This window comes from Stenotrophomonas sp. YJH_SMC_106-19, from assembly GCF_059368375.1.
This window is the reverse complement of the sequence record NZ_JCAFRQ010000001.1, coordinates 1,110,072-1,130,816: the sequence shown is the minus strand read 5'-3', so window position 1 is coordinate 1,130,816 and position 20,745 is coordinate 1,110,072. Positions and strand designations below refer to the sequence as shown.

The window sequence follows — 20,745 nt, the reverse complement described above, 5'->3', positions numbered from 1 at the left end:
TTTCCGTTGCAACCAATGTGCGGACCAGATGTCCGCACTGTTCTAGAGCGAACGGCTGATGGTGAAGCTGCCGAACACCGGTGCCTCGCGCTGGCCGTTGAACTCGCGGGTGCTGTGGTAGCGCGCCGCCGCGAACTTCCAGCGACCGCGCATCACCGCGATTCCGTAGCCGCCGTAGGCCACGATGTGGCGCTTGTCGACGCTGTGGCTGTTGCGGAAGGTGTTGCCGTCCAGGGTGATGTCGCGGATCACCCAGGCAGCATCGCTGGTAGCGAACAGGTGCCATGACCAGCCGCTCGGCCTGCCACTGCGGGTCGGCGCGGTGTTCTCGCCGGCAGGACGCAGCGGCGTGCTGCCGAAGTCATCCGGCAGCTTCCAGCCGAAGCGCACCTCGCCACCGATGTTGGCCTTGGTCGCCAGGTTGCCGACCGAGCCGCCGTAGTGGCTGATCGCGTCCCAGCCCCAGCCGCCCGCGTTGACGCTGGCATCGCCCGGCCAACGACGCATCCGCTCATGGGTCAGCATCACCAGCGGCTCGTTGTGCAGCTGGTTGTCCCAGCCCTGGAATTTCTCGTCGCCCAGCACCTCATGCACAGCGTTCTGCACCTGCTTGCCCTGGGCCCACGGACCGACAACGCCCAGCGTCAGCTGGGTGGTCTGCAGCCGATCACCACTGCGCGCGTTGTAGCCGAAGCTGGCGATCAGCACGCCCGCGTAGGGGCGGTCATCCTTGATCAGGTCCTTCCGGGTGAAGTCGGTCGGGGTGAAGATGCCCTGGGCGATGCTGAAGATCATGTTCTGCTGTTCGAACCGGCCCGGGTGCAGGCGCTCCAGATAGCCGTTGACCCAGCGCGCCAGGCGCGGCAGGCAGGGATCGTCGGTGTAATCGACGAGGTTCGGTGATACGAAGGTCAGTTCGGCGCCGTTGGTATACCCCTGGTCCTGGTGGCGGCCGCCGAACAGGTCGTTGTCAACGCGGAAATTGATCTGCGGCGGGTGCTCACGCATGGCATCGGGGCCGCATTGTTCGGCGGCCTGCGCGGCAAGGGGGAGGGCGGCGGCCAGGAGGCCGGACAGCCCGAGGGCTGCGACGCTACGCATGGATGGAATGCTCATGGGGAAAGGGGTGGTCGTCTGTCGTTATATGCAACGACACGGTACCCCGGCCCGCGTGACGGTACGAGCGCGTCCCGGTCACTTGTCTGTTCCGAAAACGACATTGTCTCGTGACGACAACCGGCGCCGGGGCGTGCCGCGCCCCCGCGCAACAGGAAGCTGAATGGGAATTCAGGTGCAACGCAGCGGCCTGCCGGTGTCCGTGTTGACCTGGATGAATACTCTTGGGTTTGTTGCCCTGCGGCCCGATAATGGGTCCATGGAAATCAAGTCCGACAACCCCGACCACGGCTTCCAGTTCCCCGGCCAGTTCGAGCTCAGCGCAATGGGCCCGGCCAACCGCGGCCTGGAGCATGAGCTTCCCCGACTGCTGCAGGCCGAAGGCCTGGACGTCGTGAACGAGCGCATCAGCTGGAAGCATTCGTCCAATGGCAAGTACGTGTCGGTCCGGCTGGTGTTCAAGGCCGAGACCCGCGAACAGTACGACGCCGCCCATCGGGCGCTGCGCGATCACCCGGAAGTGAAGTGGACGCTGTAGCCGACAGCTGCCCGGCCGACGCCGCTCCGGAAAACCGCCCGCCGCGTCCGGCGCTGGTGCGCGACCTTGGCCGCCAGGCCTATGAGCCGGTCTGGCGGGCGATGCAGCGCTTCACCGATCAGCGCGCTGACGAGACGACCGACGAGCTGTGGGTGGTGGAGCATGATCCGGTGTTCACCCTCGGCCAGGCCGGCAAGGACGAGCATGTGCTGGCCCCGGGGGCGATCCCGGTGCTGCACGTGGACCGCGGCGGCCAGGTCACCTACCACGGGCCGGGGCAGATCGTGATCTACCCGCTGCTGCGCCTGCCGCGCCTGGGCATCGGCGTGCGCGACTACGTGTGCCGCATCGAGCAGGCCATCATCGATACGTTGGCCGAATGGAACATCGGTGCCGAACGCCGCGAAGGTGCCCCGGGCGTCTACGTTGGCAATGCCAAGATTGCCGCGCTGGGCATCCGCGTGCGCCGTGGCTGCACCTTCCATGGCCTGGCCTTCAACGTGGCCATGGACCTGGAACCCTTCCACCGCATCAACCCCTGTGGTTATCAGGGGCTGCAGGTGACCTCGGTGGTAGACTTGGGCGGGCCGTCCGGGATGGATGCCGTCAAGACGGTGCTGCTGGAACAGCTGGCCCGCCAGTTCGGCCTGCGGCTGCAGCACGTGCCCGAACTGCCTGATCTCTCTGCGGCCGCGTGACCGCTCCCCGGAACTGCCATGACTGAAACCACCGCCCGCACCATTCCCCTGCAGATCGTGCAGGGCGACATTCCGACCGCCGCACCGTTGCAGGCCGGCGTCAAGCAGCTGGGCGGGGACAAGATCAACCGTTCGCCGGTTCAGTTCGCCGATGCACCGGTGCTGCGCAAGCCCTCCTGGATCCGCGTGCGCATTCCTTCGGGCAATGCGGTCCAGAACCTGAAGGCCAAGCTGCGCGAGAACCGCCTGGTGACGGTCTGCGAGGAAGCCAGCTGCCCGAACATCCATGAGTGCTTCGGCCACGGTACGGCGACCTTCATGATCCTGGGCGAGGTCTGCACCCGCCGCTGCTCGTTCTGCGACGTCGCCCACGGCCGGCCCAAGCCGCCGGATGCCAACGAGCCGGCCAGCCTCGGCCAGACGGTGGCCGACATGGGCCTGAAGTACGTGGTGGTGACCAGTGTCGACCGCGATGACCTGCGCGACGGCGGTGCCCAGCACTTCGTCGACTGCATCACCGCCATCCGTGAGAAGTCGCCGGGTACCCGCATCGAAGTGCTGACCCCGGACTTCCGCGGCAAGGGCCGCATGGAGCGCGCGCTGGACATCCTCGCGCAGAACCCGCCGGACGTGTTCAACCACAACATCGAGACCGTGCCGGACCTGTACCGCAACGTGCGCCCGGGCGCGGACTACCAGTGGTCGCTGACGCTGCTGAAGAACTTCAAGGCCCAGCACCCGCACGTGCCGACCAAGAGCGGCATCATGCTGGGTCTGGGCGAGGACTTCGAGCAGATCAAGGCGACGATGCGTGACCTGCGTGCCCACGACGTGGACATGATCACCATCGGCCAGTACCTGCAGCCGACCGCGCACCACCACCCGGTGCTGAAGTACTGGACGCCCGAGGATTACAAGGCGCTGGAAGACTACGGCTATGAGCTGGGCTTCAGCCACGTCGCCTCCGGCCCGATGGTGCGCTCTTCGTACCACGCCGACGTGCAGGCCAAGGGCGCCGGCGTTTCCTGACCGGTAGCGCCGGGCCATGCCCGGCGGTTCTTTCCCGCTGCGCTCGCCGGGCATGGCCCGGCGCTACCGATGGGCGTGCCTACCACCGTGGTGGGCGCGGACCGTTGGTCCGCACGCCTTCGCCTGCATTCACAATTTGCTACACCGGCCCCGCTAGGCTGGTTTTCCACCGGATGCGGGCGGGTGACAAACCCGGCAACTTTCGGCACTGTCGTGATGTCTGAACACCACGCAGTCTCCCCCTTGGCAAGGCGCCTTCGAGCACGTTCATGAAATTCAAAGCCCCCGCATTCCTGATGGCCCTGGCGCTGGTAGCGCCGCTGGCGCTGTCGGCCAAGGCCGATTCGCCGGCGCTGCCGGCTGCGGCGACCGCCGATCAGGTGACCACCTCCAAGCTGGTGTACGGCCTGTTGTCCGACAGCCGGTACGCCTACCGTCCGCGTGCGCTCGATGAAGCCACCTCCAAGGATGTGTTCAAGCGTTACCTGGAGACCCTGGACGGCGGCAAGCAGTACTTCACCCAGGCCGATGTGGCGCGCTTCGCACCCTTCGAGGCGAACATCGCCAATGCCATCCGTGGCGGTGAACTTGAGCCGGCCTTCCAGGTCTTCGCGGTGTACAAGCAGCGCGTAGGCGAGCGCGTGGCCTACGCACGCAAGCTGCTCAGGCAGGAGCCGGACTTCACCACCGACGAGCGCTTTGAGTACGACCGCAAGAAGGTGCCGTGGGCGGCCAGCAATGCCGAGCTGGATGAACTGTGGCGCAAGTCGGTCAAGAATGACTGGCTGCGCCTGAAGCTGGCCGGCAAGAAGCCGGACGACATCCGCAAGACGCTCGACAAGCGCTACGCGACGCTGGAGAAGTCGGTCAACGAGCTGAAGGGCGAGGATGTCTTCCAGTTCTTCCTCAACGCCTACACCAGTGCGGTCGATCCGCACACCGACTACTTCACTCCGCGTACCGCCGAGAACTTCAACCAGGCGATGTCGCTGTCGCTGGAAGGCATCGGTGCGCAGCTGCAGCGGCAGGACGACATGGTGGTGATCCGCGAGATCATCGCCGGCGGACCGGCCTCCGTGGATGGCACCCTGAAGCCGGGTGACCGCATCGTCGGCGTCGGTCAGGGCAAGTCGGGCGTGGTCGAGGATGTGATCGGCTGGCGCATCGACGATGTCGTGGCCAAGATCCGCGGTGCCAAGGATACCCAGGTCAAGCTGGAGTTCATCCCGGCCGAGGAGGGCGCCGATGGCAAGCATCACACCCTGGTCCTGACCCGGCAGAAGGTGCGCCTGGCCGAGCAGGCCGCCAAGGGTGAAACCATGACCATTCCGGCCGCCAATGGCGAGCCGGCGCGGAAGATCGGCGTGATCAAGCTGCCGACCTTCTACCAGGACTTCGAGGGCCGCCGCCGCAATGCCGCCGATTATGCGTCGGCCACGCGCGATGTGGCCAAGCTGCTGGCGGGCTTCAAGAACGACAAGCTCGACGGCGTCGTGCTGGACCTGCGCAACAACGGTGGTGGCTCGCTGGACGAGGCGATCGAACTGACCGGGCTGTTCATCGAACAGGGCCCCGTGGTGCAGGTGCGTGAATCGGGCGGCCGCATCACCGTCAACAGCGACCGCAATCAGGGCGTGGCGTGGGACGGCCCGCTGGCCGTGCTGGTCAACCGTGGTTCGGCCTCGGCGTCGGAAATCTTCGCCGGTGCCATCCAGGACTACGGCCGCGGCCTGGTGATCGGCGAGACCACCTTCGGCAAGGGCACCGTGCAGAACATCGTCGACCTTGATCGCTGGCCGAGCGGCGAAACGCAGCGCTTCGGCCAGGTCAAGCTGACCATCGCCCAGTTCTTCCGCATCAGCGGCAGCAGCACCCAGCACAAGGGCGTGGTGCCGGACCTGGCGTTCCCCGCCAGCGTCGATGCCACCGAGTTCGGCGAAAGCACCTACGACAATGCCCTGCCGTGGACCCGCATCGCCGCGGTGCCGCATACGCAGTACGGGAACTTCGCGCCGCTGCTGCCGAAGCTGGAAACCCGCCACGAGGCACGCATCGCCACCGACAAGGAATTCGTGTGGTGGAACGAGGATGTCGAGCAGTTCCGTGCCGAAGCGGCGAAGAAGTATGTCTCGCTCAATGAAGCGACGCGTCGTGCCGAGCGGGAACGCCAGGACACCCAGCGCAAGGAGCGCCAGATCATGCGCAAGGAGCTGGGCCTGGCCCTGGATCCGCTGGCCGATGACAGCAGCGATGACGGCCTGACCGGCAACGAGCGCGATATCGTCAAGGATGCCGCCCGTGAGAAGGCCGCCGAGAAGCGACCGGACCCGCTGCTGCGTGAATCCGCTGCGATCCTGGCCGATGCGGTGAATCTGCTGGCCAATGATCGCCCGCTGTCGGCGCAGGTGCTGCCGCAGTCCACCGGGGCCGGTCGCTGGGCCGACTGAGCCACGCGTGACATGAAGTACCCCACGGGGCCGGCAATGCCGGCCCCGTCTGCGTTGACGGGCAGCGCCGGGTCATGCCCGGCGCTGCCGGTGCATGAACCGGGAGCAACAGCGTGTGCCGCCAGCGGTGCTGTCGACCTGCCGCACACGGGGGCGGGACTACCCTAGCAGCTACCTTTCTCGCAGGAGTTCCCATGCGGGTCTCCCCTCTGTGCAGCGTTGCCGTCGGTATTGCCAGTGCCCTGATCCTGTCGGCCTGCGGTGGCCGCGCCGCCGACAGCACCGTGCTGCGCGAGTCCTTCGATTCCGGCGACACCTTCTCCCGGACGGTCGACAGCCGCCCGGCCGATGCCTGTGAAGCGGCGCGACGGGCCCTGCTCAGCCAGGGCTATGCGATCGCCCGCGTCGATGACGCGCAGGTGGAGGGGAGCAAGAACTTCCAGCCACGCGAGGACGATCACGAGCAACTGGTACTCCGCATCTCCTGCGCGCCGCGTGGCAGCCAGTCGCTGGTGTTCGTCAGCGCGGTGCAGGACCGCTATGCGTTGAAGAAGAGCCCGACCTCGGCCAGCGTGGGCGTGGGCGCGCTGGGTTCGGTATCGCTGCCGTTCGGCAGCAATGACGATTCCCTGGTGAAGGTCGCCAGCAGCACCATCACCGATGCCGACTTCTACCGCCGGTTCTTCCAGCGCCTGCAGCAGTACCTGCCGGCCGCCCCCGGTGAGGCGCCGCCGGTTCCGGAACGGCTGCCCGCTCCCCCCGTATCGGAGGCGGCGGCGGCGACGGATCAGGGTTGAGCGTGCGGCGTGGGCTGATGGTCATGGCCCTGCTGCTGGCTTCGCCGGCAGGCAGCGCCGCGGCGGCCGCGGACTGCACGCAGGGCCTGCTGCAGCGGCTGGGCTGGCGGTTTGAAGTGGCTGCGGTCAGTGCGCCGCAGATCCAGGGTGGCCCGGTGTGCACCCGGGCATCGCTGGTCGAGGCGCAGGCCGCAGGTGATCTGCGTGTGCGATGGCCGCAGACGCTGGACGGGGCGCAGCGCGAGGCGCTGCTGCAGCAGCTGCTGGAGGATCCTGCCACGGTCTGTGCCTATGCCTTCGAACTGGGCGCGGCGACCCGGCGGGCCGCCACGTCGCTGCAGGGCAACCCGCAGTTCCGCTTCTCCGGCGCACAGCTGGGCTGGATCGGCTTCGGGATGCAGGGCGCACGGGCGCAGGGGTGGCAACGCGTGCGCAGCTTCGGCCGCGGCTACGTTCCCGTGGATGGCAACAGTCGCGCGCTGCAGGCGTTCTACGGCGGTGCGGTGCGTGCCGAATGCGGTGTCGGCCGCCAGGTCGCGCAGCTGGCAACGCAGCGTGAGCTGTATGGCGATGCTGCGTTCGACGCGGAGTTCACCGCAGGCGAACTGTCGATCGGCACTTTCATCGCGCTGCACGGCACCGACAGTGTCCTGCTCGGTGCGCATGCGGGCGACTTCCTTGCCGACGGCAAAGCCGTGCGCACCTCGGCGAGGGGACGTCAGGCCTTCGCGGGCCTGCCCGGCTTCATCGAACACGTGTACGACAAGAGCACGCTGGACGATCTGAGCAACCAGGCCGAGAACTTCGTCGTGGTCGACGTCGGGCCGGATGCAGCACAGGCGCTTGCCCGCCACGGAGGCCTGGCCTGGTACGACCAGCGCAATGCCGAGCTGTGGCAACTGGCGCAGGGGCTGCCGCGGGTGGGGCGGCGCTATTTCGAGCGGCTCCTGTTCGAACGCGACCCCGGACTGCGGGCGCGCCTTCCAGCGCGCTACCACGCCCGCCTGGCACGCATGGACCAGGTGCTGGACGATCCGTTCTACCAGCAGTTCGTGATCTACGTGCATCCGCGCGGTATACGTCCCATCGGCTACCACATCGCCCGGCTGCTCGACCGCAATCCACGGACGCCGTTTTCGATCGACCTGGCGGTGCACAATCTGCATACCACGCTCTACCGGCGTTGGCGCGAGGCGCAGCTGCGCCACTGTGCGTCAACCGGCAGGCCAGGCAGCCTGACCCTAGACCCCAACTGAAGGTGAAACAATGGATATTGCAATGATCGGCCTTGGCCGCATGGGCGCCAACATGGCCCAGCGCCTGCATCGCGGCGGCCACCGCGTGGTCGGCTACGACCCGGGCGAAGGCGCCCGCCAGCGCGCCGCGGAGGCCGGCATCGAAGTAGTCGATTCGCTGGCCGCCGCGGTCGCCGCGCTGCCGGTGCCGCGCGTGCTGTGGTTGATGGTGCCGGCGGGCGAAACGGTCGACCAGACGCTCGGCCAGCTGACCCCGCACCTGGCCGAGGGTGACATCGTCATCGACGGCGGAAACTCCAATTACCAGGATTCGATCCGCCGCGCCAAGGCGCTGGCCGAGGACGATCTGGGCTACGTCGACTGCGGCACCAGCGGCGGCATCTGGGGCCTGCAGGAGGGCTACAGCCTGATGGTCGGCGGTGAGGCGAAGGTGGTGGAGCAGGTTGCGCCGCTGCTGCGCACACTGGCGCCGGCGGAGGATCGGGGTTGGGCACGCGTCGGTCCTCCCGGTGCGGGCCATTTCACCAAGATGGTCCACAACGGCATCGAGTACGGAATGATGCAGGCCTACGCCGAAGGCTTCGCACTGATGGAACGCAAGCAGGACATGGAGCTGGACCTGGCGCAGGTTGCCGAGGTCTGGCGCCATGGCAGCGTGGTGCGTTCGTGGTTGCTGGACCTGAGTGCCGAGGCGCTCAAGCGCAATCCGTCGCTGGATGGCATCGCCCCCTACGTGGAGGATTCCGGTGAAGGCCGCTGGACCGTGGCCGAAGCGATCGCGCTGGATGTGCCGGCGCCGGTGATCACGCTCTCGCTGCTGGAACGCCTGCGGTCGCGCGAGTCGAATTCGTTCACTGACCGCCTGCTGGCGGCGATGCGCAACGAGTTCGGTGGGCATGCGATCAAGAAGTCGTAAGCGCCAGGAACGGAGCCCTTCGGCGCTGCCGTGGGGTTCCGGGCCGCGGACCGCGATCAGTTCAGTGCGATGCGCCGGGCCTCGTAAGCGCTGTCCCTGCCAGCCTGCAGCAAGCGCATTACCTGCAGCGCCTGCAATGGGCTGACCGTGGGTTCACCGTCACCCTGCATCGCCGCAGCGAACTGGGCATACAGGCGGCGATAGTCGCCCGGCAGGTTGTCGACCGTGCTGCGTTGCACGTTGTCCTCGGCATCGCAGTACACCCGCTCGCCGTGACGCGGGTCGATGCCCCAGCCCGGCGCGCCCGGCGCAACGCCGCGGCGCAGCTGTGCTTCCTGTACGTCCAGGCCCTGCTTGATCCAGCTGGCGCGGCTGCCGTGCACGGCGAACCGAGGCGTCGGTGCCGCCACCAGCGAACCGGCATGGAGGATCGCGCGGTGCCTCGGGTAATGCAGCACCGCATGGAAGTAATCGATGCCGCTGCCGCCTTCGCGCTGCACCGCCAGGTCCGCGTCGATCGCCTGCGGCCAGCCGAACAGCACCAGCATCTGATCCAGCAGATGCGGTGCAAGGTCATACCACAGGCCACTGCCAGGCCCCTCCTGCTCCCGCCAGCGCTCGCGCACGTGGGGGCGGTAGCGATCGAAATGCGCATGGCATTCGGCGACTTCGCCGAGCGCACCTTCGGCCAGCAAGGCCTGCAACGTCAGGAAATCGGCGTCGAAACGGCGATTCTGGAACACCGTGACGATGCGGTCTGCATCGCGCGCCGCCGCCAGCATGGCTTCGGCTTCGGCCACGTCCAGTGCGAAGGGTTTGTCCACCAGCACATGCTTGCCTGCGGCCAGCGCTGCCATCGCCAATGGTGCGTGCTGGTCATTCGGCGTGGCAATCACCACCGCGTCCACCGCCGGATCGTCGAATACGTCCCGGGGTGCCGCGCGCACATGTACATCGCTGAACGTGCGCAGCAGCAGGTCGCGCTGCGAACTGACCACGCTGTGCAGGGTCAGTCTCGGGGTGTGCTGGATCAGCGGCGCGTGGAAAACGCGGCCGGCGAGGCCGTACCCGATCAGGGCCAGTTGCAGGTCAGGGCGCATGGCAGTGCTCCGCGCAGATCAGGCATGCAGGGTAAACGACGGGGGGGCCAGGATCCAAAGCTGAACGGTTGCGTTGAAAACCGGCGCGATTCACGGCGGCATGACCGCAGCGCCACGCCTGCTGCACGGCGCTGCGGCCACACTGACCCCACATTCCGCAGGAGGTAACACACGATGAACAACCCGACCCGTACGCTGATTGCTTCGGCCCTCACCCTGGGCCTGGCGCTGTCCTCCTCGGCTGCATTCGCCAAGGATCCGGCAGCCAAGAGTCCGCCTGCCACCGACCATTCGGCGATGACCCACGCCGATCGCCACGACTCCAACGAGCCGGTGACCGACACCTGGATCACCACCAAGGTGAAGGCCGACCTGCTGGCCAGCAGCAATGTGCCGGGCACCGAGGTCAAGGTGGAAACCGTGAATGGCGTCGTCAGCCTCAGCGGCACGGTGGCGACCCAGGCCGAGCATGACAAGGCCGTCACTACGGCCAAGGGCATCAAGGGCGTCACCCGCGTTGATGCCAGCGCGCTGAAGGTCAACGCGGCGGCCAAGCGCTGATCCCGTGCGCCGCCCCGCCGGGGCGCCGCAGTACAGCTGCATGACGGTGGAGCCGGGCCAGCCCCGGCTCCACCCATGGTGTTTTCTGGAGCGTTCAGCTGCCGGGGCCAGACGTTCCAGAGGTGTGACCGCCTGCGCTATATTGCCGGTTCCGCCGCAGCTGGGCCTGTCCGGGCCCATCCCTCTGCGGCCGTGCTGATGAGGAACTATGGCGCTGGTGTTCAGTGACGACATCTGGGATCGCTGGCGATTGCCGGCCTTGGCGCTGGCCGCCGCCGCGATCATCGTCGTGCCGTGGTTGACCCAGCGCAAGCTTCAGCGTGAGAACGAAGAAGCCATGGCCTGGGTGACGCATACGCAGGCGGTTGGCGTGGCGCTGCAACAGTTGCAGGCCGATGTGCGCGATGTCGAGTCGGCGGCGTTGACGCTGTCCAAGGGCGTGGACGCGCCCGGCCTGCGCGAGCGCATGGCCAAGGCCAACGAGATTCCCGACCGACTCGCAGAGCTGGGCCGGATGACACGCGATAATCCTGAGCAGCTGATCCGCATCGGTCGCATCGAGTCCATGCTGGAAGGGCGGCTGGCGGTGGCGCGCGCGCTGGCCAAGGCCGAACCGAACAGTGACCAGCGTGCGCTGGTACAGGACCTGAGCACCCGTTACCCCATCCGCAGCGTGGTGGAAGAGCTGCAGAACAGCGAGCAGGCGCTGCTGGCCGAGCGGGCCGAACAGGCTGCGCGGCAGCGCAGGCAGACCGAATTCGTCTCGTGGAGCTCGCTGGTGGTACAGCTGGCGCTGCTCGGCCTGGTGCTCTGGCTGCTGCAGCGGCAGATCGGTCGGCGCCTGCAGGCCGAACGGCAGTCGCTGCGCTCGGCCGCGCGCGCTGCCTCAGTACTGCAGACCGTGCGTGAGCCGATCGTGCTGCTCGACCGCGAGCTGCGCGTGCAGCTGCACAATCCGGCCTTTGCCGAGTTGTACGGCCTGCAGGACGAACGTGCCGATGGCCTGCTGCTGGATGACGTCGGCGACGGCGCCTGGCGGGACGCCGTCGTGCGCCAGCGCCTGGTCGATGTGCTGCTGCGCGGGCGCGAGCTGTGGGACTTCGAGCACGAACAGCGCACCTCCGAGGGCGTGGTGCGCTACATGCTGCTCAACGCGCGGCGCATGCCGCTGCCGGATACCGACGATGAAGTGGTGTTGCTGACCGTCAGCGATGTCACCGTGCAGCGCGCCGTGCAGTCGCGTGTGGAGGAACTGAACCGCCAGCTGGAAGGCAAGGTGGCGCAGGTCTCGGAGGTCAATCGCGAGCTGGAAGCATTCAGCTATTCGGTGTCGCATGACCTGCGCGCGCCGCTGCGCCACGTTGCCGGCTTCTCCGACAAGCTGTCGCGCCACCTGGGCGAGAGCGCCGACGAGAAGAGCCTGCATTACCTTGGGGTGATCTCCAGCTCGGCGCGGCGCATGGCGACGCTGATCGACGATCTGCTGGTCTATTCGCGGCTGGGGCGCGCAGCGATGCGCCAGCAGGCAGTGGACATGCAGTCGCTGGTGTCCGATACCCGTGCGATGCTCGATTCCAACCTGCAGGCCGAGGCTGAAAGCAGTGGCCAGGTCCATCACGTCGAATGGAACATCGCACCGCTGCCGATTGTGGTGGCCGATGAGAACATGATGCGCCAGGTGTGGCTGAACCTGCTCGGCAACGCGGTCAAGTATTCCAGCAACCGCGAACCGGCGAAGATCCGCGTGGATTACCAGCCGCAGCCTGATGGCGGCCATCAGTTCACGGTCAGCGACAATGGTGCAGGCTTTGACATGGCCTATGCCGGAAAGCTGTTCGGCGTGTTCCAGCGCCTGCACAAGGCCAGTGATTACCCCGGTACCGGCATCGGCCTGGCCAGCGTACGCCGCGTGCTGACCCGTCATGGAGGCCGGGTCTGGGCCGAAGCCGAGCCGGACGCCGGCGCAACCTTCCACTTCTACCTGCCTCCCGCGCTCGACGCGGACAAACAAGGTCCCTCCGCATGACGACTCTGCGCACCATCCTTCTTGCCGAAGACAGCCCGGCCGATGCCGAGATGGCGATCGACGCCCTGCAGGAAGCCCGCCTGGCCAATCCCATCGTGCACGTCGAGGACGGCGTGGAGGTCATGGACTACCTGCTGCGGCGCGGTACCTTCGCCAGCCGCGAGGAGGGCCTGCCGGCGGTGCTGCTGCTGGACATCAAGATGCCGCGCATGGACGGCCTGGAAGTGCTGCGGCAGATCCGTGAGCACGAGGAGCTCAAGCGCCTTCCCGTGGTGATCCTGTCGTCCTCGCGCGAAGAGAGCGATCTGGCCCGCAGCTGGGACATGGGCGTGAACGCCTACGTGGTCAAGCCGGTGGACGTGGACCAGTTCTTCGGTGCCGTGCAGACCCTGGGCAAGTTCTGGGCACTGATCAACCAGGCACCGGAACTCGAGTAAGCCCATGCCCCTGACCGGTCCCTCCCTCGGGGCACTGCGCATCCTGCTGGTGGAGGATTCGCCTGAAGACGCCGAGCTGATGTCCGAACAGATGCTGGATGCGGGCCTGGAAGCCCGCTTCGAGCGCGTTGAGAGCGAGGCGGAACTGCGCCAGGCGCTGGCCTCCTTCCAGCCGGATATCGTGCTGTCCGACCTGAGCATGCCGGGTTTCTCCGGCGACGATGCCTTGCGCATCGTGCGCGAGACGGCGCCGGATGTTCCCTTCATCTTCGTCTCGGGCACGATGGGTGAGGAGAATGCAGTGGCGGCGCTGCAGAAGGGCGCCAACGACTACATCATCAAGCACCAGCCGGCGCGCCTGCCGTCGGCGGTGGCCCGTGCGATCCGCGAGGCGCGCAGCGCGGTGGAGCGTTCGCGCGTGGAGACCGAGCTGATGCGCGCGCAACGGCTGGAAAGCCTTTCGCTGCTCGCCGCTGGCCTCAGCCACGACCTGCGCAACATCCTGCAGCCGCTTCTGATCATGCCGGACCTGCTGAAGGCGCGCACCGATGATCCGCAGCTGCACCACCTTGCGGATGTGATCGCCGAGTGCGGCCGCCGCGGTCATGAAATGGCGGAATCGATGTTGTCGTTCGTCCGTGGCTCGCGCAAGCCCAGCGAACGCGTGCAGATCGACGGCCTGTTCGACGCGGTGGCGCTGCTGCTGCGCAGCAACGTGCCCGATGCGGTGCGCCTGCACCTGCAGGTGGAGGATGAGGGCCTGGCGGTCGATGCGAACTACACCGAGCTGCAGCAGGTGCTGTTGAACCTGGCACTCAATGCGATCCAGGCGATGCCCAGCGGCGGCCGCCTGAGCCTGACCGCAAGCCATGCCGGCGAGCGCGACGGTGTGGACTGGATGCGCATCGCCGTGGCCGATGAAGGCATTGGCATGGATGCCGATACGCTCTCGCATCTGTTCAATCCCTTCTTCACCACCAAGGCGGACGGTACCGGCCTGGGCCTGATTTCCTGCAAGCGCATCGTCGAAGGTGCTGGCGGCAGCATCACGGTCACCAGCCAGCCCGGGCAGGGCACCTGTTTCGAGCTGCGCCTGCCGATGCGTGACGCCATCGAGAGCGGCGAGCCGATCGAGCAGCTGGTGGCACTCGGCAGTGGCCAGTCGATCCTGGTGGTCGATGGCGAAGCCACGCGCCTGTCGCTGCTGGGCAACGCGCTGTCCAGCCAGGGATATCAGCTGCAGCTGGCTTCCGATGGCCCGGCGGCGTTGCGCTGGATGCAGCAGGAGGCGATGCCGGCGCTGGTGATCGCCGATGCCGGCTCCAAACTGCTGCCGGCCAGCCAGCTGCTGGGCGAAATGGCCGGACTGGGTTACCGCGGGCCGGCGCTGGTGCTGGAAGACGCGTCAGTGGACGTTCCGGCCGATGCATTCCCTGATGGCATCGAGGTGCATGTGCTGCGCAAGCCGTTGCAGATGCAGCAGGTGTTCCGCGCTGTGGCAGAGGCACTGGGCTGAATCTGCGTCGCCGGGCATGGCCCGGCGGCAGGTCACGCCGGCCGTTCCGGGGTCTCCCACGGGAAGCGTGGCAGGCTGTCCACGGCCTGTTCCAGCCGCCGTGACCAGTTCTGGTGGATGTCCGCGTACAGGGGCGAGTCCGCGCCCAGCCGCAGCTGCTGGGCGATCCGCAGCTCGCCGTCGCGCAGCAATGCCAGATCGATCGGCAGGCCGACCGAGAGGTTGGAACGGATGGTCGAATCCAGCGACACGATCGCCGTGCGCGCGGCGTCCTCAAGGCGCGTGGCCGGGCTGAGGATGCGGTCGAGGATCGGCTTGCCATACTTGGACTCGCCGATCTGCAGGTAGGGGGTCTCCGGCGAGGCGGCGATGGCATTGCCCAGCGGGTAGATCATGTACAGGCCGGGGCGTTCGCCGGCGACCTGGCCGCCGAAGATCAGCGTGGCCTGGGTGTTGACGCCGTCATGGCCGTGCTCGCTGTGGCCGCCGTGCACCTGGCTGTCCACCAGCAGGCGACCGACATAGGCCGCCGCTTCGAACAGATGGGTCATGTCGCGCAGGTTGGGCGTGCGCAGTTCCCCGGCGTCCCGGGTCAGGCGCGAGACCAGCAACTGGGTGGTGGCCAGGTTGCCAGCCGCCATCAACACGTAGGCCGCCTGGCCGGGATACTCGAACACGTGCAGCTTGCGGTGCACGCGCACATCGTCCAGCGAGGCATTGGTCCGGGTGTCGGCGGCGAAGACCAGGCCCTGGTCCACCTCGATTCCAACGCAATAGGTCATGTCGGTGCCCTATCATGTGCGTCCCGGATTGTAGGCAGGCCGCCGTGACGACGGCATGCCCACGCCCCCCAGACCCGTCACCTGAACCGCATGACCACCGTGCTCCTCAGCCTGGGCAGCAACGTCCAGCCCCGCCGCCATCTCCACGCCGCGGTGGCGGCCCTGCGCGAGCGTTTCGGCGCGTTGCAGGTGTCTCCGGCCTACCGCACGGCCGCGGTCGGCTTCGATGGCCCGGCCTTCCTCAACAATGGCGTGCTGATCCAGACCGATCTGCCGCTGCAGGCGCTGGATGATTGGCTGCACGCACTGGAAGACGCCCACGGTCGTGATCGCAGTGGTCCGCGCTTCTCCGACCGTACCCTGGACATCGACGTGGTGTTCTACGGCAACCACATCGTGGAAGGCCCGGGCCATCTGCGCATTCCGCGCCCCGAGCTGAAGCACGCCTTCGTGCTGAAGCCGCTGGCGGACATCGCGCCGGACTTCATCGACCCGGTCAGCGGCCTGGCCCTGGCGGCGCTGTGGCGCGCACACGCTCAGTTTGGCGAGGCATTCGAGGTGGTTGACCTGGAATGAGGGCCGCTGCGCTCGCCTACGTAGATCGGTAGCGCCGGGCCATGCCCGGCGGACTTCAACTCACCGTGCGTCCGCCATCCACGCGCAGGGTGTGGCCGGTGACGAAGCTGGCCTCGGCCACCAGCCAGTACACCGCCTCGGCGATCTCCTCGACCGTGCCGGTGCGTGCCAGCGGCGTGCGCGCCAGCAGGGCCTCGCGGGCGAAATCGTCCTTTCCCTGCTCGGGCCACAGGATCGCACCGGGGGCGACCGCATTGACCCGCACTTTCGGCGCCAGTTCCAGCGCCAGTGACCGGGTGGCCATCTCCAGTGCGGCCTTGGCCATGGTGTAGGCCACATGGTCGCGCATCGGGTCGGTGCCGTGCAGATCGGTCAGATTGACGATGCAGCCCTGCTGGCGGCGCAGGTACGGCGCGGCCGCCTGTGACAGCAGCAGCGGTGCACGCGCATTGACCGCGTACAGCTCATCCATCGCTTCGGCGGTCACCTGGCCGAGCGGGGTGGGGAAGAAGTTGGACGCGTTGTTGACCAGCGCATCGAGGCGGCCGAAGTGGGCCACGGCCTGTTCGACCAGATCGGGCAGGGTGCCGGCATCGCGCAGGTCGGCCTGCAGGGCCAGCACACTGCCCGGACGGACGTTGTCCAGGTCGAAGGCGGCCTGCTGCAGCTCGGCGCTGGACGTGTTGGCATGCAGCACCACCGACCAGCCACAGGCGTGGAACTGGCGTGCGATGGCGGCGCCGATCCGGCGCGCGCTGCCGGTGATCAGGGCCACGGGGGCGGTTTCGCTCATCGAGGGTCCTCCAAGGCTCGGCTATCCTGTGCACCATTGTCACCGCATTCGAAGACGCCATGCAGCCTACCTTCCCTCTGCCCGATGCCGACGCCCTGGCCCACAGCGACCAGCTGGCCGCCGCACTGCGCGCTGAAATCCTCGCCCAGGGGGGCGCGATGCCGTTTTCCCGCTTCATGGAACTGTGCCTGTACGCACCCGGGTGGGGCTATTACAGCGCCGGTTCCAGCAAGTTCGGTGGCGGTGGTGACTTCACCACCGCGCCCGAGCTGGGCGGCCTGTTCGCCGGCAGCGTGGCCAATGCGCTGGCGCCGGTGTTCGCCCAGCTCGGTGCGCAGTCGCGGATGCTGGAACTGGGTGGCGGCACCGGTGCCTTCGCCGAAGCCGTGCTGCTGCGGCTCGCCGAGCTGGATGCGGTGCCTTCGCGTTATGCCATCCTTGAACCCAGTGCCGACCTGCGCCAGCGCCAGCAGCAGCGCCTGCAACAGGCGCTGCCGGCAGAGCTGGCCACGCGCGTGGACTGGATCGAGCGTCCGTTCGAAGAGGACTGGGAAGGTGTGGTGTTCGCCAACGAGGTGATCGACGCACTTCCGACCCCGCGCTTCCTGATCAGGGACGGCGAGGTCTACGAGGAGACCGTGGAACTGGACGCGGAGGGCAACTTCATCCGTGGCGCGCAGCCGGCCGATGTTCTGCTCAACGGCGCCGTGCGGCACATCGAACGCTATCTCGAAAGGCCCTTCGCCGACGGATACCGCTCGGAGGTGCTGCCGCAGCTGCCGTACTGGTTGCAGGCAGTGGCGGGTGGCCTGCAACGCGGCGCGATGCTGTTCATCGACTACGGTTACAGCCGCAGCGAGTTCTACCAGCACGATCGCGACGACGGCACGGTGCGCGCCTTCTACCGCCACCACGTGCATAACGACGTGCATCGCTGGCCGGGCCTGCAGGACATCACGGCCTCGGTGGACTTCACCGCGATGGCCGAAGCGGGCCTGCACGGTGGCTTCGAACTGGCGGGGTACTGCAGCCAGGCCAGCTTCCTGATCGGCAATGGCCTGGACCAGGTGCTGAGCCTGGCCGCGGAGCGTACCGATGAGGTGGGGCGCATCCAGCTGCGCGACCAGGTGAAGAAGCTGACCCTGCCGACCGGCATGGGCGAGCGCTTCCAGGCGATCGGCCTGCAGCGTGGAATCGACTTCGAGCCGGCGTTCGCGCTGGGCGATCTGAGCTGGCGCCTGTGAGCGCGACGGCGCGCATGATCAAGCCGCTGCGGCGGCCGCGGCTATGGACTGCGCTGTGGGTGCTGGCCGTGCTGTTCGTGATCGTGGTCTGCCTGATTCCGCCGCCACCGATTCCCGTGCCGGAGAACGGCGACAAGGTCGAGCATTTCCTGGCGTACTTCATTCTGTCCGGCAGTGCCGTGCAGCTGTTCCGGCAAGGACGTCCGCTGCTGTGGGTCGGGCTGGGCCTGGTGCTGATGGGAATCGGGATCGAGTTCGCACAGGGGGCGCTGACACGCGACCGAATGGCCGACCCGATGGACGCCCTCGCCAACACGGTTGGCGTTCTTGCCGGATTGGGCCTCGCGCTGACCCCGCTGCGCGACCTCCTGCTGCGCTGGCGGGGCTGACACGCCTTCCCTGGTTGAAGTGGAACCGGGCATGGCCCGGCTCCACAGCCTTCCGGTTACTTCTGCAGCGTCACTTCGTCCAGCACCCACATCGCCGGGCGGGTATCACCGGTGAAGTTGATGCACAGGTCGTCGGTGCCATGCGTGCCCTTCGGCAGCGTCGCACGCAGGCTTACGAAGCCATCGGCATCAGGCGTGGCCGGCAGCGGGACTTCGGCCAGCACCTTGCCCGTGCAGCTGCCCCGGCGGATCAGCATCTCGCCGTGCGCGCGCCTGGCCTTCTCGAAGCGACGGTTCGGCTCGTCATGCGCCAGCTGGAAGTAGTAGGGGATGCGACCGGCGCGAACCTCCACGCTGCCGATGCCGTCCAGCTGCGCCTGTGGCCAGCGCCAGCAGGGCTGGAAGATGTCCACGTTGAAGACCGCGCGTGCGCCCTCGCGCGGGCCATCGTCTTCCAGGCGCAGTACCAGGCCCTTGTTGCCAACGCAGCTGAGCAGTTCGTCGCTACGGCGGGCGAGCAGCGATTGCGGAGTGAACGCGGCTACGATGGGCTCTGCGGCCAGCATCCGGCCCTGGTAGAACGCTGCGGCCTGTACCGTGGCGGGCACCTTCGCGGTCAGCGGCTGCTGGTACAGCGGCGACTGCGCGGTCACCGGCTGGCCATCGGTGCTGTAGCGCACCTCGTAGCCCAGCGGGTTGGCCAGCGACACCGTCACCGTGCCTGCGGCGCGATCATCGTGGTACGCCACGCCCACTTCGAACGGCGTCTGTGCATAGGCGAGTCCCCATGCGCGGTAGCGCTGCAGCTGTGACGGCAGGCGTGCCAGGAAGTCGCGGAAGTCACGCTTCCCGGGCGGGCTCCAGCCGGTCTCGGCCACCGCCGCCAGGCGTGGGAACAGGTTGTGCTGCAGCCGCGCATAGCTGCGGGTGTGCTCGGTGAACATGTTCGCCTGCAGGCCGAGGATGTGTCCGCGCTTGTCGGCGGGCAGTTCGTCCGGCACCGGCTCGAAGTTGTAGAGCTTGCCGAGGTTGACCTGCGTGGGGCGGCCCGGCGGTTCATTGGGCGAGGCGGTCTGCAGGTAGTCCAGGTACAGGTAGCCGACCGGCGACATGATCACGTCATGGCCGGCGCTGGCAGCGGCCAGGCCGCCTTCGGTACCGCGCCAGGACATCACCGTAGCCTGGGGGGGCAGCCCGCCCTCGAGAATTTCGTCCCAGCCGATCAGGCGCCGGTCGTGTTCCTCCAGGAATGTCTCCAGGCGCTTGATGATGTGGCTCTGCATGGCCATCTCATCCTTGATGCCCAGCTCGCGCATGCGCTGCTGAATCTGCGCGGACGCCTCCCACTGGTCCTTTACGGCCTCGTCGCCACCCACGTGCACGTACTTCGCCGGGAACAGTGCGATCACCTCCTCCAGCACGTTCTCGAGGAAGGTCACGGTGCTGTCTTCCACGTTGAAGAGGTTGGGGAACACGCCCCATTCGCTGATCGGCTTCAGCGGCGTGCTGATCGAGCCCAGCTCCGGATAGGCGGCGATCGCGGCCGTGGCATGGCCCGGCACGTCGATTTCCGGGATCACCTGGATGTGCAGCTTGGCTGCATAGGCAATCACTTCACGGATCTGCTCCTGCGTGTAGAAACCGCAATACGGGTACTCCTGTCTGGTCACCGGATCGATGCCGCCATCGCCGGCCGGCAGGCGGCAGCTGCCGACCTCGGTCAGCTTCGGGTAGCGCTTGATCTCCATGCGCCAGCCCTGGTCATCCGTCAGGTGCCAATGAAAGGTGTTGAGCTTGTGCGCGGACATCGCATCAAGCACGCGCTTGATTTCGTCCAGGCTCTGGAAATGCCGTGCCGAGTCGAGCATGAAGCCCCGCCAGGGGAAACGCGGCGCATCCTGGATCTGCACGGCCGGCAGCGCGCCCTGGCTGCCGCCGGTGGCCAGCTGGGCCAGCGTGGTGGCGCCGTAGAACAGGCCGGTCTCGTTGCCGGCCTGCACCAGCACGCCCTGCGCGGTGCTGTCCAGCGTGTAGCTCTCGCCGCTGTCGCGGAAGGTGGGAATGATCTGGAAGCGGATGCCGCCTGCCTTGGCCGCAGCCTTGCCGGTAGCCAGCGCCAGGCGCGGGCCGCCGCTGCGCGCCAGCAGGTCGGCGAATTGGGTGGCGACCCGCTGTGCGGCCTCGCCGTCTGCGTACAGCGCGGTCGTGGCGGACACAGTGATGCCACTGCCCTGGCCGGGCTGCACGCTGGCGGGGGCAGGAATCAGCATCAGGCTGTTGGCGCGCAGCTGCGGGCCAGGAGCTTCAGCGGCGGGCACCGGATCGGCGGCGAAGGCCGGCAGGGCCGGCAGCAGGGCAAACAGGCTGCCCAGCAGCAGTGCGCCGTGCATCCTGGCGTGGAAGGGCTTGACCATCGGAACGACTCCTTGAAACGGTGCGATGAACGCTATACATGAAAAACGCCGGGCCCGGAATGACCCAGGCCCGGCGTGCGTGCACGACTCGGCGATGACGCGGCCGATGG

Annotated in this window: 19 protein-coding genes; 14 read left to right on the top strand and 5 right to left on the bottom strand. The window is 67.4% G+C overall.

All coding sequences use genetic code 11. The features are described from left to right. Positions 1 to 42 precede the first annotated feature (42 nt). Positions 43 to 1,101 carry a lipid A deacylase LpxR family protein gene (locus AC5P5M_RS04985; protein ID WP_181452106.1) on the bottom strand — a complete coding sequence of 353 codons (1,059 nt, stop codon included), beginning with the start codon at positions 1,099 to 1,101 and terminating at the stop codon, positions 43 to 45. 274 nt (positions 1,102 to 1,375) lie between these two features. On the opposite strand from AC5P5M_RS04985, the gene AC5P5M_RS04980 reads away from it, so the two are divergent. From AC5P5M_RS04980 to gnd, 7 genes are all read left to right on the top strand, one after another. Continuing rightward, complete coding sequence (locus AC5P5M_RS04980) at positions 1,376 to 1,654, top strand: YbeD family protein (RefSeq protein WP_053519645.1); 279 nt, start codon at positions 1,376 to 1,378, stop codon at positions 1,652 to 1,654. Then, positions 1,642 to 2,352, top strand: a complete 711-nt coding sequence (gene lipB / locus AC5P5M_RS04975) for a lipoyl(octanoyl) transferase LipB (protein ID WP_053519632.1) — start codon at positions 1,642 to 1,644, stop codon at positions 2,350 to 2,352. Before AC5P5M_RS04980 ends, lipB begins: the two co-directional genes overlap by 13 nt. An 18-nt stretch (positions 2,353 to 2,370) precedes the next feature. Beyond that, complete coding sequence (gene lipA / locus AC5P5M_RS04970) at positions 2,371 to 3,381, top strand: lipoyl synthase (protein ID WP_262101461.1); 1,011 nt, start codon at positions 2,371 to 2,373, stop codon at positions 3,379 to 3,381. 269 nt (positions 3,382 to 3,650) lie between these two features. After that, a complete protein-coding gene (locus tag AC5P5M_RS04965; RefSeq protein WP_053519630.1) occupies positions 3,651 to 5,828 on the top strand; it encodes a carboxy terminal-processing peptidase in 2,178 nt (725 codons plus the stop codon). A 194-nt stretch (positions 5,829 to 6,022) separates the two neighbouring features. Then, entirely contained in the window at positions 6,023 to 6,625 is a 603-nt protein-coding gene (locus AC5P5M_RS04960; RefSeq protein ID WP_414487947.1) for a DUF2242 domain-containing protein, read from the top strand. 17 nt (positions 6,626 to 6,642) lie between these two features. Continuing rightward, positions 6,643 to 7,881 carry a hypothetical protein gene (locus AC5P5M_RS04955; RefSeq protein WP_414487952.1) on the top strand — a complete coding sequence of 413 codons (1,239 nt, stop codon included), beginning with the start codon at positions 6,643 to 6,645 and terminating at the stop codon, positions 7,879 to 7,881. Positions 7,882 to 7,891: 10 nt separating this feature from the next. Then, positions 7,892 to 8,797, top strand: coding sequence for a phosphogluconate dehydrogenase (NAD(+)-dependent, decarboxylating) (gene gnd / locus AC5P5M_RS04950; protein WP_053519312.1), 906 nt, complete (start codon positions 7,892 to 7,894; stop codon positions 8,795 to 8,797). A 56-nt stretch (positions 8,798 to 8,853) separates the two neighbouring features. Here the strand turns inward: gnd and AC5P5M_RS04945 are convergent, their stop codons facing one another. Next, positions 8,854 to 9,897 carry an oxidoreductase gene (locus AC5P5M_RS04945; protein WP_495205624.1) on the bottom strand — a complete coding sequence of 348 codons (1,044 nt, stop codon included), beginning with the start codon at positions 9,895 to 9,897 and terminating at the stop codon, positions 8,854 to 8,856. A gap of 174 nt (positions 9,898 to 10,071) precedes the next feature. Here AC5P5M_RS04945 and AC5P5M_RS04940 point away from each other — a divergent pair, with 174 nt between their 5' ends. From AC5P5M_RS04940 to AC5P5M_RS04925, 4 genes are all read left to right on the top strand, one after another. Further along, a complete protein-coding gene (locus AC5P5M_RS04940) occupies positions 10,072 to 10,458 on the top strand; it encodes a BON domain-containing protein (protein WP_053519307.1) in 387 nt (128 codons plus the stop codon). Between the two features lie 208 nt (positions 10,459 to 10,666). Next, on the top strand, positions 10,667 to 12,484 hold the full coding sequence (locus AC5P5M_RS04935) for a sensor histidine kinase (RefSeq protein WP_495205623.1): 1,818 nt from the start codon (positions 10,667 to 10,669) through the stop codon (positions 12,482 to 12,484). Further along, positions 12,481 to 12,921 carry a response regulator gene (locus tag AC5P5M_RS04930; protein ID WP_053519303.1) on the top strand — a complete coding sequence of 147 codons (441 nt, stop codon included), beginning with the start codon at positions 12,481 to 12,483 and terminating at the stop codon, positions 12,919 to 12,921. The genes AC5P5M_RS04935 and AC5P5M_RS04930 overlap by 4 nt, the downstream gene beginning before the upstream one ends. A 4-nt stretch (positions 12,922 to 12,925) precedes the next feature. After that, positions 12,926 to 14,437 carry an ATP-binding response regulator gene (locus AC5P5M_RS04925; protein WP_065175156.1) on the top strand — a complete coding sequence of 504 codons (1,512 nt, stop codon included), beginning with the start codon at positions 12,926 to 12,928 and terminating at the stop codon, positions 14,435 to 14,437. 32 nt (positions 14,438 to 14,469) lie between these two features. Here AC5P5M_RS04925 and AC5P5M_RS04920 read toward each other — a convergent pair whose 3' ends face one another. Then, positions 14,470 to 15,219: a proteasome-type protease gene (locus tag AC5P5M_RS04920; RefSeq protein WP_476340410.1), complete on the bottom strand. Its 750-nt coding sequence runs from the start codon at positions 15,217 to 15,219 to the stop codon at positions 14,470 to 14,472. Between the two features lie 90 nt (positions 15,220 to 15,309). Here AC5P5M_RS04920 and folK point away from each other — a divergent pair, with 90 nt between their 5' ends. Continuing rightward, a complete protein-coding gene (gene folK / locus AC5P5M_RS04915; RefSeq protein ID WP_065175155.1) occupies positions 15,310 to 15,795 on the top strand; it encodes a 2-amino-4-hydroxy-6-hydroxymethyldihydropteridine diphosphokinase in 486 nt (161 codons plus the stop codon). A 55-nt stretch (positions 15,796 to 15,850) separates the two neighbouring features. On the opposite strand, the gene AC5P5M_RS04910 is transcribed toward folK, so the two are convergent. Beyond that, positions 15,851 to 16,588 (bottom strand): pteridine reductase, encoded by a 738-nt coding sequence (locus AC5P5M_RS04910; RefSeq protein WP_481526527.1) that lies wholly within the window; start codon positions 16,586 to 16,588, stop codon positions 15,851 to 15,853. A gap of 59 nt (positions 16,589 to 16,647) precedes the next feature. Here AC5P5M_RS04910 and AC5P5M_RS04905 point away from each other — a divergent pair, with 59 nt between their 5' ends. Then, complete coding sequence (locus tag AC5P5M_RS04905) at positions 16,648 to 17,832, top strand: class I SAM-dependent methyltransferase (RefSeq protein WP_495205622.1); 1,185 nt, start codon at positions 16,648 to 16,650, stop codon at positions 17,830 to 17,832. A 14-nt stretch (positions 17,833 to 17,846) separates the two neighbouring features. Then, on the top strand, positions 17,847 to 18,221 hold the full coding sequence (locus tag AC5P5M_RS04900; protein ID WP_065175153.1) for a VanZ family protein: 375 nt from the start codon (positions 17,847 to 17,849) through the stop codon (positions 18,219 to 18,221). A gap of 56 nt (positions 18,222 to 18,277) precedes the next feature. On the opposite strand, the gene AC5P5M_RS04895 is transcribed toward AC5P5M_RS04900, so the two are convergent. After that, positions 18,278 to 20,635, bottom strand: coding sequence for a family 20 glycosylhydrolase (locus AC5P5M_RS04895; protein ID WP_495205621.1), 2,358 nt, complete (start codon positions 20,633 to 20,635; stop codon positions 18,278 to 18,280). Positions 20,636 to 20,745 lie beyond the last annotated feature (110 nt).